Below are 13766 nucleotides of genomic sequence, written 5' to 3'. Positions count from 1 at the left end.
ACCCCGTTTGCGTACCCGGGAGTACCCCGCGTGTACCGCGTAAGGAGCCACCACCCATGACCGAACGCCTCCAGCCCGGCGACACCGCCCCCGCCTTCACCCTCCCGGACGCCGACGGAAAGCCCGTCTCCCTCGCCGACCACGCGGGCCGCAAAGTCATCGTGTACTTCTACCCGGCCGCCCTCACCCCCGGCTGCACCAAGCAGGCCTGCGACTTCACCGACAACCTCGACCTGCTCGCCGCCGCCGGCTACGACGTGATCGGCGTCTCCCCCGACAAGCCCGAGAAGCTCGCCAAGTTCCGCGAAAAGGAAAACCTCAAGGTCACCCTGGTGGGCGATCCCGACAAGAAGGTCCTCGAGGCCTACGCCGCCTTCGGCGAGAAGAAGCTCTACGGCAAGACCGTCACCGGCGTCATCCGCTCCACCGTCATCGTCGGCGCCGACGGCAAGGTCGAACACGCCTTCTACAACGTCAAGGCCACCGGCCACGTCGCCAAGCTCATCAAGGACCTCAAGGTCTGAGCGGACCAGCGGCGGAGTGACCAAAGTCCGGAGAACGGGGGCTTTGGTCTACTCCCGCACCCATCGCGCAGAAGACCCCCTCGGACGAGAACCATCGAACGAGAGGACCCCCTGTGCGGACCCGCCCACCGACGCCGAAGCCGCAGAACTCTGCGCCGCCCGGTCCCCGTCCCCCCGCTTCTGACCCGCCCGGCGTGACCGTCACCCGAATGCCTCGTTAATACGTACGAGGCTGCGACACGCGGCCGCACCCAGGGCTCTGCAGCCACCACCGGTGAGCGAGGGATTCCCCCGGTCGCGGCTGCACGGAATCCCCCTCCCACCGACCCGATCCGGAGGGGGATCCCCATGTCCATCAGATACACCCGCGAACTCCTCACCGAAGCCGCCCGCGAAACGACGAACCTCGACGAGGCCGTCCGGTGGTGCGGAGGTGATCCGACCCCGGGTAGCCGAAGCTATCTCCGCACCAAGATGGCGGAAGCGGGCATCGACATCTCGCACTTCGCCACCGGGCGGGTGCGGCACACCGAACCGATCCTGCGCGAACTCGTCGCCTGCTCGCGCAGCGTCGCCGAGGTCGTCCGCCGCCTCGGGATCAACCCGGTCGGCGGCAACCAGGCCCACATCGGCCGCCGCATCACCGCGTTGGGCCTCGACACGTCGCACTTCTCGGCGCTCGGCAGGAGCCGTCCGAAACGGCCGACCGGCGACCGTCTCGTCCTGGGAACACCGGCGGACGGCAGGATTCCGGGCGAGCGCTTACGCCGCGAGCTGCTGCGCAGCGGGGTGCAGGAGACATGCGCGATGTGCGGCACCGGCACGGAATGGAATGCCAGACCCCTCCGCCTCGAGGTCGACCACATCAACGGCGACTGGTGGGACAACCGCCGGGAGAACCTGCGCCTGCTCTGCCCCAACTGCCATGCCGTGACAGACACTTATCGCGGCCGCAAGCGGAGGGCCACGGCATGAGCGGATCCGTCTCCTACCCCCGCGATCTCCTGGCCCGAACGGCAACCATCTCCACCAGCCTCGTGGACCTTCTGCGCAGGCTGGGCGCGCCGCTGGGAAGCGGTCCGTACAGGTACCTGCGTGACCGTCTGCGGCACTACGGCATCGACACGTCGCACTTCGTCGACGAGCCTCTTCCCGAGCGGGAGCGCCGGGCGTACCCGAGGGCTCTGCTCGAGGAGGCAGCTGCCTGCTCCCACAGCATCCGCGAGATGCTCGAGTTCATGGGCTACCCGCCGGACGACAGCCCGTACGGCCACATCAGAAAGAAGCTCGACCGCTTCGGCATCGACACCTCGCACTTCACCAGCGGGCGCAGATACGGCGGGAGTCCGCTACCTCTCGACCGACTGAGCGCCGCAGTTGCGGAGTCCAGGAGCCTTGCCGGAGTACTCAAGCACCTCGGCCTGGCCGACAACGGGGCAGCTCGCGCACACGTCAAGCGCAGCATCGGCGTGCACGGCCTGTCGTCCGCGCACTTCACAGGGCAGGGGCACCGCCGGGGTAGGCCGTCCCCGAACCGCCAGTCGGCGTCGGACATCCTGCGGCGTCTCGAATCCGGTTCCGCACGCGCCAAGACCGTCATGTTGCGGCGCGCACTCGACGAGATCGGGGTTCCTCACACATGCGGAGCATGCGGCGTCGGGGACACCTGGCGGGGTAAGCGGCTCGTGTTGGAGATCGACCACATCAACGGCGACCGGCTGGACAACCGGTCGGAGAACCTGCGATACCTCTGTCCGTCCTGCCACAGTCAGACGGTGACGTTCGGCAGGCGAGATCCACGCGCGATGATCAGCTTGCCAGGCTGACCACTTAGTGATATACTTAAACCGTAGGGCCTGTACCCCAGTGGCTAGAGGGCGCCGGTTTAGGTCCGGTGTGTCGTGGGTTCGAATCCCACCGGGCCCACATGAATATGGCCATTCCCTTGCACAAGGGAATGGCCATATCGCTGTTCTCAGCCAAGAAGTTCGGCCACGATCGGTGCCAGCGCCCGGAACGCTTCCCCCCGGTGGCTGATCGCGTTCTTCTCCGACGGAGTCAGTTCCGCGCAAGTGCGGGTGTCACCGAGCGGTTGGAGGATCGGGTCGTAGCCGAAGCCGCCGGTTCCCGTAGGCGTGTGGCGGAGGGTGCCGGGGAGGCGGCCTTCCACGACGCGTTCGGTGCCGTCGGGGAGGGCGAGGGCTGCCGCGCAGGCGAAGTGCGCGGCGCGGTGGGTGTCGTCGATGTCGGAGAGCTGGGCGAGCAGGAGGGCGAGGTTGGCGGCGTCGTCGCCGTGGGTGCCGGCCCAGCGGGCGGAGAAGATGCCGGGGGCGCCGCCGAGGACGTCGACGCAGAGGCCGGAGTCGTCGGCGACGGCGGGCAGGCCGGTGGCCTGGGCCAGGGCGTGGGCCTTGAGGAGGGCGTTCTCGGCGAAGGTGACGCCGGTTTCCTTGACGTCGGGGATCTCGGGGTAGGCGTCCGCGCCGACGAGGTCCACGGCGAGACCTGTGTCGGCGAGGATGGCGCGGAGTTCGGTGACTTTGTGGGCGTTTCGGGTCGCGAGGACAAGGCGCTGCATGGCGTCGATTATCTCCTGGCGGGAAGCGCGGCCCGGCCGTCAGCCCGGGGTGCAGACCTTGGTGAGTTCGCCGGCCGCGTCCGCGACCGGCGTCACGTCCGGGGTGGTTCCGTTGTTGGCGGCTGTGCGGGCGTTCTTGACCGCGGTGTTGAGGTCGTTGACGGCCTTGCTGACGTCGGCGTTGCCGGTCTTGTTGCCGACGTCCTTGAGGTCGCGGGAGATCTGGTCGAGGGCGTTGACGGCGTCCTGCGGGCTGTTGCCGGCGTTGCTGACGGCGTTCTGCAGGTTCTGGACGTCGCCCGCGACCACGGCGGCCACGTGGGCGCAGTCGAGTGCCTTGTCGATGGCGCTGCAGCCGGCGGCGGCCGGGAGCGTCAGGGCGGCGGCCGCGGCGAGGGCGGCGACGGTGATGCGGCGGCGCGTGGCCATGGGTGGGTTCCTCCCCCGGGGATCTCCGTGTGAGATCTGTATCGGTAGACACGCGCCGCGTGGCGCCCCAGTTGCCTGGTTGCGCGAAAGTGACAGGTTTCGCGATGGGTATCAGCGGTCGGTATCAGCGGTGAGTACTAGCCCAGTACGGCGAGCTGAGCTGCTGTCAGTTCGGCGCAGCCGCCGACGGCGAGGTCGAGGAGGGCGTTGAGTTCGGTGCGGTCGAAGGGGGCGCCTTCCGCGGTGCCCTGGACCTCGATGAAGCGGCCGTCGCCGGTGCAGACGACGTTCATGTCGGTCTCGGCCTTGACGTCTTCCTCGTAGGCGAGGTCGAGGAGGGGTACGCCGTCGACGATGCCGACGCTGACGGCGGCGACGGTGCCGGTGAGGGGTTTGGCGGTGGCGCGGATGAGCTTCTTCTGCTGCATCCAGGTGACGGCGTCGGCGAGGGCGACGTAGGCGCCGGTGATGGCGGCGGTGCGGGTGCCGCCGTCGGCCTGGAGGACGTCGCAGTCGAGGACGATGGTGTTCTCGCCGAGGGCCTTGTAGTCGATGACGGCGCGCAGTGAGCGGCCGATGAGGCGGGAGATCTCGTGGGTGCGGCCGCCGATCTTGCCGCGGACGGATTCGCGGTCGCCGCGGGTGTTGGTGGCGCGCGGGAGCATGGAGTATTCGGCGGTGACCCAGCCTTCGCCGCTGCCCTTGCGCCAGCGGGGTACGCCTTGGGTGGCGCTGGCGGTGCAGAGGACTTTGGTGTCGCCGAAGGAGACGAGGACCGAGCCCTCGGCGTGCTTGCTCCATCCGCGCTGGATGGTGACGGGGCGGAGCTGTTCGGGGGTGCGGCCATCGAATCGAGACATGGTTCGACCCTATCGACAAACGGCGGGGGCCCGTTCCGGTCGGAACGGGCCCCCGCGGGTGTCGGTGGTGCGCTGAGGGGTGAGCTCAGTTGTGCGGTGAGCTCAGTTGTGCGGTCGGCTCAGTTGTGCGCTGGGCTCAGTTGTCCGGTGAGCTCAGTTGTCCATCATGTCTTCGATGTCGGCGGCGATGGGGTCGGCGTCGGTGCCGATGACGACCTGGATCGCGGTGCCCATCTTGACGACGCCGTGGGCGCCGGCCTTCTTGAGGGCGGCCTCGTCGACGAGGCCGGGGTCCTTCACCTCGGTGCGGAGGCGGGTGATGCAGCCCTCGACCTCTTCGATGTTGTCGAGTCCGCCGAGTCCGGCGACGATCTGCTCAGCCTTGGTGGCCATTGCTCACTCCTGAGTGTCTCGGCCCGGCGGCCCGGCCCGGTTTCAAACGGTAACGCACGTTTGGCCCATCTTCGCGGGCAGGGTTCCGGTTTGTGACGAAAGATAACGATCACTGGTGCCGTGCCCTCGGGGGCGTAGTGCCACCCACGTCGTAAATGGTCTACACCACTTTGGGCCAGGCGACAAAACAGAGGCGACACGACAGCCGCCTGACCGGCAGCCACCAGGAGGCCACCGATGAGTTCGGACAACGCCGCCGTCGGGCAGCAGCCCCGGAAGAAGTGGACCAGTGTCCTCTTCCAGGGGCTGCAGAAGATGGGCCGCAGCCTGCAGTTGCCGATCGCGGTGCTTCCGGCGGCGGGCATCCTGAACCGGCTCGGCCAGCCGGATGTCTTCGGCGCGGACGGGCTGGGCTGGGACAAGGTCGCCAAAGTCTTCAACGGCGCCGGAGGTGCGCTGCTGGACGGCTCGTTGGGCCTGCCGATGCTGTTCGCCGTGGGTGTGGCGATTGGCATGGCCAAGAAGGCGGACGGCTCGACCGCGCTGGCCGCGGTGGTGGGCTTCCTCGTCTACTTCAACGTGCTGCGCCAGTTCCCGGTGGACTGCGGCGGCGCCGCCAAGTTCTCCACCGGGGTCTGCCTGGAGGGTACGACGGTCACCGCGGCCGCCTTCCAGAACCCGGGGGTCTTCGGCGGCATCGTGATCGGCCTGGCGACGTCCTACTTCTGGATGCGCTATCACCGGACGAAGCTGGTGGACTGGCTCGGCTTCTTCAACGGGCGCCGGCTGGTCCCGATCATCATGGCCTTCGTGGCGATCGTCTTCGCGGTGATCTGCCTGTGGGTCTGGCCGCCGATCGGCGACGCGCTCACCAGCTTCAGCAAGTGGCTGGTCGACCTGGGCTCGGTCGGGTCCGGCATCTTCGGTGTGGCCAACCGCGCGCTGCTCGTCATCGGCCTGCACCAGTTCCTGAACGTGTTCGTGTTCTTCCAGTTCGGCGACTTCACCAAGCCGGACGGCGCGGTCGTGCACGGTGACATCCCCCGCTTCCTGGCGGGCGACCCGACGGCCGGCCAGTTCACCTCGGGCTTCTTCCCGATCATGATGTTCGCCCTGCCTGCCGCGGCGCTGGCGATGGCGCACTGCGCCAAGCCGCACCGCCGCAAGGAGATCACCGGCATGATGGTGTCGATCGGTCTGACGTCGCTGGTCACCGGTATCACCGAGCCGATCGAGTACTCGTTCCTCTTCATCGCACCGGTGCTGTACGCGATCCATGCGGTACTGACCGGTGTCTCGCTGGCCGTCACCTGGGGCCTCGGCGTGCATGACGGCTTCAGTTTCTCGGCGGGTCTGATCGACTACGGCCTCAACTGGGGGCTGGCCACCAAGCCCTGGTTGATCATTCCGATCGGGCTCGCCTTCGCGGTGGTGTACTACGCCCTCTTCCGCTTCGTGATCACCAAGTTCAACCTCGCGACGCCCGGCCGGGAGCCGGAGGACGTCGAGGAGGAACTGGTGCAGGAGAACATCAAGTAGCGCGATGGCCACCCGGAGAAATCCGGGCATGAAGTCCCGCCCCGAACGGCCCCCGAGTCCTTGGACCCGGGGGCCGTTCGGCATGTGGTTTAGACCACCGGAACTGGGGATTCCTTTATCCCGCCCCGACGTGTTAAAACTGGTCTACACCACTCAGTGGTATAGACCATAGCGGCGGGCCGTCCCCCTTGAAGTGCCCGCCTCACCAGGAGGAATCTGATGAGTACGGCCACCGCTACGGCGGCCCCCGCGAAGAAGCGGGGCTCCGGTCTCTTTTCCGGTCTGCAGAAGGTCGGTCGCAGCCTCCAGCTGCCGATCGCCGTTCTGCCGGCCGCGGGCATCCTGCTCCGCCTCGGCCAGGACGATGTCTTCGGCGACAAGGGCCTCGGCTGGCACAAGGTCGCGGCGGTCTTCGCGACCGCCGGCGGCGCGGTCTTCGACAACCTGCCGATGCTGTTCTGTATCGGTGTGGCGATCGGCTTCGCCAAGAAGGCCGACGGCTCGACCGCGCTCGCCGCGCTGGTCGGCTTCCTGGTCTACAGCAACGTCCTGAAGGCGTTCCCGGTCACCGACGCCGTCATCAAGGCGGGCAAGGACGACCCGGCGGTCTACAACAACCCCGGCGTCCTCGGCGGCATCATCATGGGTCTGCTCGCCGCGGTCCTGTGGCAGCGCTACCACCGCAAGCAGCTGGTCGACTGGCTCGGCTTCTTCAACGGCCGCCGCCTGGTGCCGATCATCATGGCCTTCGTCGGCACGCTCGTCGGTGTCGTATTCGGCCTCGGCTGGGAGCCGGTCGGCAAGGTCATCAGCAACTTCGGTGAGTGGATGACCGGTCTGGGCGCCGTGGGCGCCGGTCTGTTCGGCCTCATCAACCGCGCGCTGATCCCGGTCGGCATGCACCAGTTCGTGAACTCGGTCTCCTGGTTCCAGCTCGGTGACTTCAAGAACTCCGCGGGCGAGGTCGTGCACGGCGACCTGACCCGGTTCTTCGCCGGTGACCCCACCGCTGGACAGTTCATGTCGGGCTTCTTCCCGATCATGATGTTCGGCCTGCCGGCCGCCGCCATCGCCATCGCGCACTGCGCCCGCCCCGAGCGCCGCAAGGCCGTCATGGGCATGATGATCTCGCTCGCGCTGACCTCGTTCGTCACCGGCATCACCGAGCCGATCGAGTTCTCGTTCATGTTCATCGCCCCGGTGCTCTACGTGATCCACGCGCTGCTGACCGCCGTCTCGATGGCCGTCACCTGGGCGCTGGGCGTGCACGCCGGCTTCACCTTCTCGGCCGGCTTCATCGACTACTTCCTGAACTGGAACCTCGCCACCAAGCCGTGGCTGATCATCCCGATCGGGCTCTGCTTCGCGGTGATCTACTACGTGGTCTTCCGCTTCGCGATCACCAAGTTCAACCTCATCACCCCGGGCCGCGAGCCCGAGGAGGAGATCGAGGACCTCACCAAGGCGTGAGCCGGGTGAACCCCGCTCGTTGAGAACGGCGCGAGGCCCCCGGAACCGTACGGTTCCGGGGGCCTCGCGCATGCAAAGATGCATGCAACCGGTGTAGCCTGGAGTCATGGTCGCTCTCCAGATTCGTGACGTCCCCGACGAACTGCGCAACAAACTCGCCGCCATAGCGCAGGAACGCGGGCAGTCGCTGCAGAACTACCTGCTCGACGTCGTCAATGACGAAGTCAGGCGCCGGGACAACGTGGCCGAGCTGCAGCGTTTCTCCAGGCACTCCTACGGGACCCGGCTCACCCGGGACGACGTCCTCGGCACGCTGGGCGCCGAACGGACTGAGCGTGACACGACCATGGGCCTGCCCGGTGGCACCGGATGATCGTTGTCGATGCCTCGGTCTTCGCCTTCTCCCTGCTCGACGAGGGGCCGACGGGCGACCGCTGCCGAGCGGCACTCGCCGCCGACGACCGGTGGATCGCCCCTGAACACTGGATGGTCGAGGTGCTCTCGGTGGTGAGGGGCAACCTGCTGGGAGGGAAGATCAGCGCGCGACACGCGGCCGACGCTGTTGACGCGCTGGCCCGGATCGATCCGGTCGTGCCACTCACCAGGGTGTTACTGCCCCGGATGTGGGAACTCCGGGGCAACGTCACCGCCTATGACGCGGCGTATGTGGCGGCCGCCGAGGCGTACCGGTGCACCCTGGTGACCACGGATGGCCGCCTGGCGCGCGCTTCCGGCCTGCGCTGCACCGTCGACGTCATCGACTGACGCGGCTCAGATCTCGTACACCGCGCCCGACGTGGCGAGTTCCACCGGGCCGTCGAAGACGGCGCGGGCGTCGGTGAGGTTGCGGGCGGGGTCGGTCCACGGCGGGATGTGGGTGAGGACGAGGCGCCCGGCGCCGGCGCGGTCGGCGTGTTCGCCGGCCTGGCGACCGTTGAGGTGCAGCTCGGGGATGTCTTCCTTGCCGTGGGTGAAGGAGGCTTCGCACAGGAAGAGGTCGGTGCCGTCGGCGAGGCCGAGCAGCGCGTCGCAGGGGCCGGTGTCACCGGAGTACGTCAGGGTCCGGCCGTCGTGTTCGATGCGGAAGCCGAACGCTTCGACGGGGTGGCTGACCCGGTCGGTGGTGATGGTGAAGGGGCCGAGCGTGAAGCTGCCGGGTTCCAGGGTGCGGAAGTCGAAGACCTCGCTCATGCACTTCTCGTCGGGCATGTCGCCGTAGGCGGTGGAGAGCCGGCGCTCGGTGCCTTCGGGGCCGTAGACGGGGATGGCGTCGGCGGGGCCGCCGTCGTGGCGGTAGTAACGGGCCACGAAGTAGCCGCACATGTCGATGCAGTGATCGGCGTGCAGATGGCTGAGCAGGACCGCGTCCAGGTCGTAGAGGCCGCAGTGGCGCTGCAGTTCGCCCAGGGCTCCGTTGCCCATGTCGAGCAGCAGCCGGAAACCGTCGGCCTCGACGAGGTAGCTCGAGCAGGCCGATTCCGCGGACGGGAACGAACCCGAGCAGCCGACGACGGTGAGCTTCATGCCGTGAAACCTCCGTGGGCGCGCCACAGATCGCCCCCATACCGGTTGGAGTGGGGGGTTAGGCGGGTGCGGTCCGCCATGTGTTGACGAGAGTAAGGCGCGGGGCGGGCCGACGCGCCTCCTCCGTGCCCTGTTGTGGGCGGAATCACCAGTACGAGGGGCGGCCGGTACGGTCGGTTCCGATTGAGGATCTTCTTCGACAGATTTTCGACTGTGGGAGCCCATATGGACATGACCTGGTGGTTGGTGGCGGTCGCGGCCGTGGTCGTACTGGCTGTTTTCTCGGTGTGGACGCGGTCGGCGGCGCGGCGGCGGCCCGGTGGTCCGGTGCGGCCGCCGCGCGCGGCGGATCGTCCGGGGCCCGGGCGTGGCGGGCGGCGGGCGCCGGCCGCGGGGGAGATCTGGTGGGCGGACGTGCCGTTCGAGGACGGGTCGGGGGCGAAGGACCGGCCGTGTCTGGTGCTGTCCGTGAAGGGGGGCACGGTGCGCGTCGCGAAGATCACCAGCAAGTACCACGAGGAGCTGCCGGGGGTGATCGCCCTGCCGCCGGGAACCGTGGGCGACGCGCAGGGCCGTACGAGTTATCTGGAGACCGACGAGCTGCGGGAGGTGCGCTCCGCGGCGTTCCGCCGCCGGGCGGGTGTGCTGGACGCGGCGCTGTGGCAGCAGGTGCGGCGGATGGTGCGCTGACCGCGGCCGGCCGCCCGGGTGGGCCGGCCGGCGCCGCGTGGGTGCGCGGGGGTGGTCAGGCCCAGAGCTGGCCGTGCAGCTGTTGGACCGCGGCTTCGGTGCTGGGGGCGGTGTAGATGCCGGTGGAGAGGTACTTCCAGCCGCCGTCGGCGACGACGAAGACGATGTCGGCACGCTCCCCCGCCTTGTGGGCCTTGGCGGCGACGCCGAGTGCGGCGTGCAGGGCAGCGCCGGTGGAGACGCCGGCGAAGATGCCCTCCTGCTGGAGGAGCTCGCGGGTGCGGCGGACGGCGTCCTCGGATCCGACGGAGAAGCGGGTGGTGAGGACGGACTCGTCGTAGAGCTCGGGGACGAAGCCCTCGTCGAGGTTGCGCAGTCCGTAGACGATGTCGTCGTAGCGGGGCTCGGCGGCGACGATGGCGACTCCGGGGACCTTCTCGCGCAGGTAGCGGCCGACGCCCATCAGGGTGCCGGTGGTGCCCAGGCCGGCGACGAAGTGGGTGATGGTGGGGAGGTCCGTGAGGATCTCCGGGCCGGTGGTCGCGTAGTGGGCGCCCGCGTTGGCGGGGTTGCCGTACTGGTAGAGCATCACCCAGTCGGGGTGTTCGGCGGAGATCTCCTTGGCCATCCGGACGGCGGTGTTGGAGCCGCCCGCGGCCGGTGAGGAGATGATCTCGGCGCCCCACATCGCGAGCAGTTCGCGCCGCTCCGACGAGGTGTTCTCGGGCATGACGCAGACGATGCGGTAGCCCTTGAGGCGCGCGGCCATGGCCAGCGAGATGCCGGTGTTGCCCGAGGTGGGTTCGAGGATGGTGCAGCCGGGGGTGAGCCGGCCGTCCGCCTCGGCCTGCTCGATCATGTGGAGCGCGGGGCGGTCCTTGATCGAGCCGGTGGGGTTGCGGTCCTCCAGTTTGGCCCAGACGCTGACGGCGTCGGACGGGGACAGGCGCGGGAGGCGGACGAGCGGGGTGTTGCCCACCGCCGCCAGCGGGCTGTCGTAGCGCATCAGACAGCGTTCGTTTCGGTCGCCGCGGAGCCGGAGCCGCCGGCGACGGCCGGCAGGATCGTGACGCTGTCACCGTCGGTGAGCTTGGTGCTGATGCCGTCGAGGAAGCGGACGTCCTCGTCGTTGAGGTAGACGTTGACGAATCGGCGCAGGCCGCCGTCGACGACGATGCGCTCGCGGATTCCGGTGTGCCGGCTCTCGAGGTCCGCGAAGAGTTCGTCGAGCGTGCTGCCCGCACCGTCGACGGCCTTGGCGCCGTCGGTGTAGGTGCGGAGGATGGTCGGAATGCGGACCTCGATGGCCATGGGTGGGCTCCGTTACATGCGGGCGTCAGACGGGGGGACGTGCGGGCGTGCTGTGCGGCGTGCCGGGGGTGGCGGCAGTGCTCAGGCGCGCGGACAGGCGGCGCTGGCGACACGGCAGAGGTCGACGTGCAGCCGCGCGACGAGCAGCATGCCCGGCGGGTTGTTCTTCACGTCGTGGGGAACCATGGGCTCATCGTATCGATTCCCGGGCGCGGTCCGAGACAGGCGTCCCACGATTCGGACCTCAGGCGCCGGAGGCCACTACCCGCACGTCTTCTTCGGTCACGACCCCGTCCACAATGCGGAACGAGCGGAACTGGAACTCCTCCGCGGTCGAGACCAGGACGTAGTGCGCGCCAGGCTCGTTCGCGTAGGTGATGTCGGTACGGGACGGGTACGCCTCGGTGGCGGTGTGCGAGTGGTAGACGATCACCGGCTCCTCGTCGCGGTCGTCCAGGTCGCGGTAGAGCTTGAGCAGGTCGGTGGAGTCGAACTCGTAGAACGTGGGTGAGCGGGCCGCGTTCAGCATGGGGATGAAGCGCTCGGGGCGGCCGCTGCCCTCAGGTCCCGCGACGATGCCGCACGCCTCGTCGGGGTGGTCGGCGCGGGCGTGGGCGACGATCGCGTCGTGGATCTCCTGCGTGATGGTGAGCATTGGGAAAAAGTAACAGCGCGCGAAGCGCCCACTGCAAGGGTGGGGGTGGGCGACGGGCGGGAAAAGTAACAGCGCGCGAAGCGTACGAAGGCCCGCCCCAGGGGTGCGGGGGCGGGCCTTCGCGGCAGGTGGTGGCTTCGGCGCGCGGTGGTTCAGCTCGCGGCGTCGGCCAGTGCGGGTTCCGGGGCGACGTGCGGCTTGGGGGCGAACGCCTCCGGGTTCTTCCGCTTGAGCCAGGCGTACCCGATGCCGAGGATCGCGAACCACACGGGAGCGCTGTAGAGCGAAATCCGGGCGTCCTTGTCGATGCCGATCAGGACCATCACGCCGGCCAGGAAGATCAGCGCGATCCAGCTGGTGTACGGGGCGCCCGGCGCCTTGAACCAGGCTTCGGCGGCGCGGCCGGCCTTGACCGCCGCGCGGTAGCGCAGATGGGAGATGAGGATCATCGCCCAGGTCCAGACGCCGGCGACGGTGGCGAAGGCGGTGATGTAGGTGAAGGCGCCGTCCGGGTCGACGTAGTTGATCCAGACGCCGATGCCCATCAGGGCGACGGAGACGAGGATGCCGGTGGCCGGGGTCTGGCGTGAGTTGAGCTTGGCGAAGGCCCTGGGGCCCTGCCCGTTGACGGCCAGGTCGCGCAGCATGCGGCCGGTGGAGTACATGCCGGAGTTGCAGGACGACAGGGCGGCGGTGAGGACCACGAAGTTCACGATGGCCGCGCCGAACGGGATGCCGATCTTGGCGAAGGCGGCCACGAACGGGCTGACGCCCGGCTGGAACTCGGTCCAGGAGACGACGCCGAGGATCACGATGAGCGCGCCGACGTAGAAGACGCCGATCCGCCAGGGCAGCGTGTTGATGGCCTTGGGGAGCGTCTCGCGGGGGTTCTCGGCCTCACCGGCGGTGACGCCGACGAGTTCGACGGCGAGGTAGGCGAACATCACGATCTGCAGCGTCATGAGGGACTTGCCGACGCCGTTGGGGAAGACCCCGCCGTCACCCCACAGATGGCTGAGCGAGGCGGTGTCGCCGGCGGCGGAGAACCCGATGGTCAGAACGCCGATCCCGATGAGGATCATGCCGATGATCGCGGTGACCTTGATCATCGAGAACCAGAACTCGACCTCGCCGAAGACCTTCACCGAGATGAGGTTCACTCCGAAGAGCACCAGCAGGAAGATCAGGGCGGAGATCCACTGGGGGATGTCCTTCCACCAGTAGGTGATGTACACCGAGGCGGCGGTGACCTCGGCCATGCCGGTTACCACCCACATCAGCCAGTACGTCCAGCCGGTGACGAACCCCCAGAACGGGCCCAGGAACTCGCGGGCGTAGTCGGCGAAGGAGCCGGACACGGGGCGGTAGGTGAGCAGTTCGCCCAGGGCCCGCATGATGAAGAAGATGATGACGCCGGCGATGGCGTACATCATGATCAGGCTCGGTCCGGCCTGATGGATGGCCTTGCCGGCGCCCAGGAAGAGGCCGGTGCCGATGGCACCGCCGATGGCGATCATCTGGATCTGCCGGCTGCCGAGCCCTCGCTGGTAGCCCTCTTCGCTGACGGGCGCGGCGGCCGCGTCGTCGTGGTGCCCGGTGTGTTCCGTCGGCATGGTGGTGGTGCGCCTTTCTCCATATCCCCCCGGACAGTGGAGTTGCGAGCCGGCGATCGGCCGGCTCAGCGCCTGGCGGAACAGGGATGGCGTCCCGGCCAGTGGTCGGAATTAGTACCACGGGCTGAGTAGGGTCGGGGACTGGCGCGGTGGCTGACGCTCCGTTTCCAGTCCCCGCCG

Annotated in this window: 18 protein-coding genes and 1 tRNA gene; 9 read left to right on the top strand and 10 right to left on the bottom strand. The window is 68.4% G+C overall.

Going from position 1 to position 13766, the window contains the following annotated elements:
- Window positions 1-56 precede the first annotated feature (56 nt).
- The 4 genes from bcp to C6N31_RS08065 all read left to right on the top strand — a co-directional run bounded on the left by bcp (window position 57) and on the right by C6N31_RS08065 (window position 2450).
- Entirely contained in the window at window positions 57-524 is a 468-nt protein-coding gene (bcp, locus tag C6N31_RS08080; RefSeq protein ID WP_138356613.1) for a thioredoxin-dependent thiol peroxidase, read from the top strand.
- Between the two features lie 348 nt (window positions 525-872).
- Window positions 873-1499 carry an HNH endonuclease signature motif containing protein gene (locus C6N31_RS08075; protein WP_138356612.1) on the top strand — a complete coding sequence of 209 codons (627 nt, stop codon included), beginning with the start codon at window positions 873-875 and terminating at the stop codon, window positions 1497-1499.
- Window positions 1496-2350, top strand: coding sequence for an HNH endonuclease signature motif containing protein (locus tag C6N31_RS08070; protein ID WP_138356611.1), 855 nt, complete (start codon window positions 1496-1498; stop codon window positions 2348-2350). The genes C6N31_RS08075 and C6N31_RS08070 overlap by 4 nt, the downstream gene beginning before the upstream one ends.
- Before the next feature lie 26 nt (window positions 2351-2376).
- A tRNA-Leu gene (locus C6N31_RS08065) sits at window positions 2377-2450 on the top strand.
- A gap of 49 nt (window positions 2451-2499) precedes the next feature.
- Here the strand turns inward: C6N31_RS08065 and rdgB are convergent.
- The 4 genes from rdgB to C6N31_RS08045 all read right to left on the bottom strand — a co-directional run bounded on the left by rdgB (window position 2500) and on the right by C6N31_RS08045 (window position 4784).
- Complete coding sequence (gene rdgB / locus C6N31_RS08060; protein WP_138356610.1) at window positions 2500-3102, bottom strand: RdgB/HAM1 family non-canonical purine NTP pyrophosphatase; 603 nt, start codon at window positions 3100-3102, stop codon at window positions 2500-2502.
- Window positions 3103-3141: 39 nt separating this feature from the next.
- Window positions 3142-3531: a hypothetical protein gene (locus C6N31_RS08055; RefSeq protein ID WP_138356609.1), complete on the bottom strand. Its 390-nt coding sequence runs from the start codon at window positions 3529-3531 to the stop codon at window positions 3142-3144.
- A 137-nt stretch (window positions 3532-3668) separates the two neighbouring features.
- On the bottom strand, window positions 3669-4391 hold the full coding sequence (gene rph / locus C6N31_RS08050) for a ribonuclease PH (RefSeq protein ID WP_138356608.1): 723 nt from the start codon (window positions 4389-4391) through the stop codon (window positions 3669-3671).
- A gap of 153 nt (window positions 4392-4544) precedes the next feature.
- On the bottom strand, window positions 4545-4784 hold the full coding sequence (locus tag C6N31_RS08045; RefSeq protein WP_138356607.1) for a PTS sugar transporter subunit IIB: 240 nt from the start codon (window positions 4782-4784) through the stop codon (window positions 4545-4547).
- A gap of 237 nt (window positions 4785-5021) precedes the next feature.
- Between C6N31_RS08045 and C6N31_RS08040 the strand changes: the two genes are divergently transcribed.
- The 4 genes from C6N31_RS08040 (at window position 5022) to C6N31_RS08025 (ending at window position 8558) form a co-directional block, all read left to right on the top strand.
- Window positions 5022-6323, top strand: coding sequence for a PTS transporter subunit EIIC (locus C6N31_RS08040; protein WP_138356606.1), 1302 nt, complete (start codon window positions 5022-5024; stop codon window positions 6321-6323).
- Window positions 6324-6542: 219 nt separating this feature from the next.
- On the top strand, window positions 6543-7793 hold the full coding sequence (locus tag C6N31_RS08035; protein ID WP_138356605.1) for a PTS transporter subunit EIIC: 1251 nt from the start codon (window positions 6543-6545) through the stop codon (window positions 7791-7793).
- A 106-nt stretch (window positions 7794-7899) separates the two neighbouring features.
- Window positions 7900-8166, top strand: coding sequence for a hypothetical protein (locus C6N31_RS08030; protein WP_138356604.1), 267 nt, complete (start codon window positions 7900-7902; stop codon window positions 8164-8166).
- Window positions 8163-8558 carry a type II toxin-antitoxin system VapC family toxin gene (locus C6N31_RS08025; protein ID WP_138356603.1) on the top strand — a complete coding sequence of 132 codons (396 nt, stop codon included), beginning with the start codon at window positions 8163-8165 and terminating at the stop codon, window positions 8556-8558. The genes C6N31_RS08030 and C6N31_RS08025 overlap by 4 nt, the downstream gene beginning before the upstream one ends.
- Before the next feature lie 6 nt (window positions 8559-8564).
- Here C6N31_RS08025 and C6N31_RS08020 read toward each other — a convergent pair whose 3' ends face one another.
- A complete protein-coding gene (locus C6N31_RS08020) occupies window positions 8565-9317 on the bottom strand; it encodes an MBL fold metallo-hydrolase (RefSeq protein ID WP_138356602.1) in 753 nt (250 codons plus the stop codon).
- A gap of 225 nt (window positions 9318-9542) precedes the next feature.
- On the opposite strand from C6N31_RS08020, the gene C6N31_RS08015 reads away from it, so the two are divergent.
- Window positions 9543-10007: a type II toxin-antitoxin system PemK/MazF family toxin gene (locus tag C6N31_RS08015; RefSeq protein ID WP_164295466.1), complete on the top strand. Its 465-nt coding sequence runs from the start codon at window positions 9543-9545 to the stop codon at window positions 10005-10007.
- A 55-nt stretch (window positions 10008-10062) separates the two neighbouring features.
- Here the strand turns inward: C6N31_RS08015 and C6N31_RS08010 are convergent, their stop codons facing one another.
- From C6N31_RS08010 to C6N31_RS07995, 5 genes are all read right to left on the bottom strand, one after another.
- Window positions 10063-11013 carry a PLP-dependent cysteine synthase family protein gene (locus C6N31_RS08010; protein ID WP_198357313.1) on the bottom strand — a complete coding sequence of 317 codons (951 nt, stop codon included), beginning with the start codon at window positions 11011-11013 and terminating at the stop codon, window positions 10063-10065.
- On the bottom strand, window positions 11013-11318 hold the full coding sequence (locus tag C6N31_RS08005) for a MoaD/ThiS family protein (protein WP_198357312.1): 306 nt from the start codon (window positions 11316-11318) through the stop codon (window positions 11013-11015). The genes C6N31_RS08010 and C6N31_RS08005 overlap by 1 nt, the downstream gene beginning before the upstream one ends.
- A gap of 81 nt (window positions 11319-11399) precedes the next feature.
- On the bottom strand, window positions 11400-11504 hold the full coding sequence (locus C6N31_RS46040; protein WP_331284098.1) for a putative leader peptide: 105 nt from the start codon (window positions 11502-11504) through the stop codon (window positions 11400-11402).
- A 58-nt stretch (window positions 11505-11562) separates the two neighbouring features.
- The gene (locus C6N31_RS08000) at window positions 11563-11973 is read right to left on the bottom strand and encodes a M67 family metallopeptidase (protein WP_138356598.1); all 411 of its coding nucleotides are present in this window, start codon (window positions 11971-11973) and stop codon (window positions 11563-11565) included.
- Between the two features lie 152 nt (window positions 11974-12125).
- Window positions 12126-13586 (bottom strand): amino acid permease, encoded by a 1461-nt coding sequence (locus tag C6N31_RS07995; protein ID WP_138356597.1) that lies wholly within the window; start codon window positions 13584-13586, stop codon window positions 12126-12128.
- Window positions 13587-13766: the final 180 nt, after the last annotated feature.

The sequence above is a fragment of the Streptomyces fildesensis genome (genome assembly GCF_016107395.1).
GTDB lineage: Bacteria > Actinomycetota > Actinomycetes > Streptomycetales > Streptomycetaceae > Actinacidiphila > Actinacidiphila fildesensis.
The sequence above is the reverse complement of the archived record's forward strand: the minus strand, read 5'-3'. Positions and strand labels throughout refer to the sequence as shown.

Excerpts from the sequence above, each read along its gene's own strand:
- C6N31_RS08040 (WP_138356606.1), top strand. The coding sequence starts at position 5,022 with ATGAGTTCGGACAACGCCGCCGTCGGGCAGCAGCCCCGGAAGAAGTGG.
- C6N31_RS08020 (WP_138356602.1), bottom strand. The coding sequence starts at position 9,317 with ATGAAGCTCACCGTCGTCGGCTGCTCGGGTTCGTTCCCGTCCGCGGAA.
- C6N31_RS08055 (WP_138356609.1), bottom strand. The coding sequence starts at position 3,531 with ATGGCCACGCGCCGCCGCATCACCGTCGCCGCCCTCGCCGCGGCCGCC.
- C6N31_RS08025 (WP_138356603.1), top strand. The coding sequence starts at position 8,163 with ATGATCGTTGTCGATGCCTCGGTCTTCGCCTTCTCCCTGCTCGACGAG.
- C6N31_RS08045 (WP_138356607.1), bottom strand. The coding sequence starts at position 4,784 with ATGGCCACCAAGGCTGAGCAGATCGTCGCCGGACTCGGCGGACTCGAC.
- C6N31_RS08030 (WP_138356604.1), top strand. The coding sequence starts at position 7,900 with ATGGTCGCTCTCCAGATTCGTGACGTCCCCGACGAACTGCGCAACAAA.
- C6N31_RS08075 (WP_138356612.1), top strand. The coding sequence starts at position 873 with ATGTCCATCAGATACACCCGCGAACTCCTCACCGAAGCCGCCCGCGAA.
- C6N31_RS46040 (WP_331284098.1), bottom strand. The coding sequence starts at position 11,504 with ATGGTTCCCCACGACGTGAAGAACAACCCGCCGGGCATGCTGCTCGTC.
- C6N31_RS08010 (WP_198357313.1), bottom strand. The coding sequence starts at position 11,013 with ATGCGCTACGACAGCCCGCTGGCGGCGGTGGGCAACACCCCGCTCGTC.
- C6N31_RS08015 (WP_164295466.1), top strand. The coding sequence starts at position 9,543 with ATGGACATGACCTGGTGGTTGGTGGCGGTCGCGGCCGTGGTCGTACTG.
- C6N31_RS08035 (WP_138356605.1), top strand. The coding sequence starts at position 6,543 with ATGAGTACGGCCACCGCTACGGCGGCCCCCGCGAAGAAGCGGGGCTCC.
- C6N31_RS08005 (WP_198357312.1), bottom strand. The coding sequence starts at position 11,318 with ATGGCCATCGAGGTCCGCATTCCGACCATCCTCCGCACCTACACCGAC.
- bcp (WP_138356613.1), top strand. The coding sequence starts at position 57 with ATGACCGAACGCCTCCAGCCCGGCGACACCGCCCCCGCCTTCACCCTC.
- rdgB (WP_138356610.1), bottom strand. The coding sequence starts at position 3,102 with ATGCAGCGCCTTGTCCTCGCGACCCGAAACGCCCACAAAGTCACCGAA.
- C6N31_RS08000 (WP_138356598.1), bottom strand. The coding sequence starts at position 11,973 with ATGCTCACCATCACGCAGGAGATCCACGACGCGATCGTCGCCCACGCC.
- rph (WP_138356608.1), bottom strand. The coding sequence starts at position 4,391 with ATGTCTCGATTCGATGGCCGCACCCCCGAACAGCTCCGCCCCGTCACC.
- C6N31_RS07995 (WP_138356597.1), bottom strand. The coding sequence starts at position 13,586 with ATGCCGACGGAACACACCGGGCACCACGACGACGCGGCCGCCGCGCCC.
- C6N31_RS08070 (WP_138356611.1), top strand. The coding sequence starts at position 1,496 with ATGAGCGGATCCGTCTCCTACCCCCGCGATCTCCTGGCCCGAACGGCA.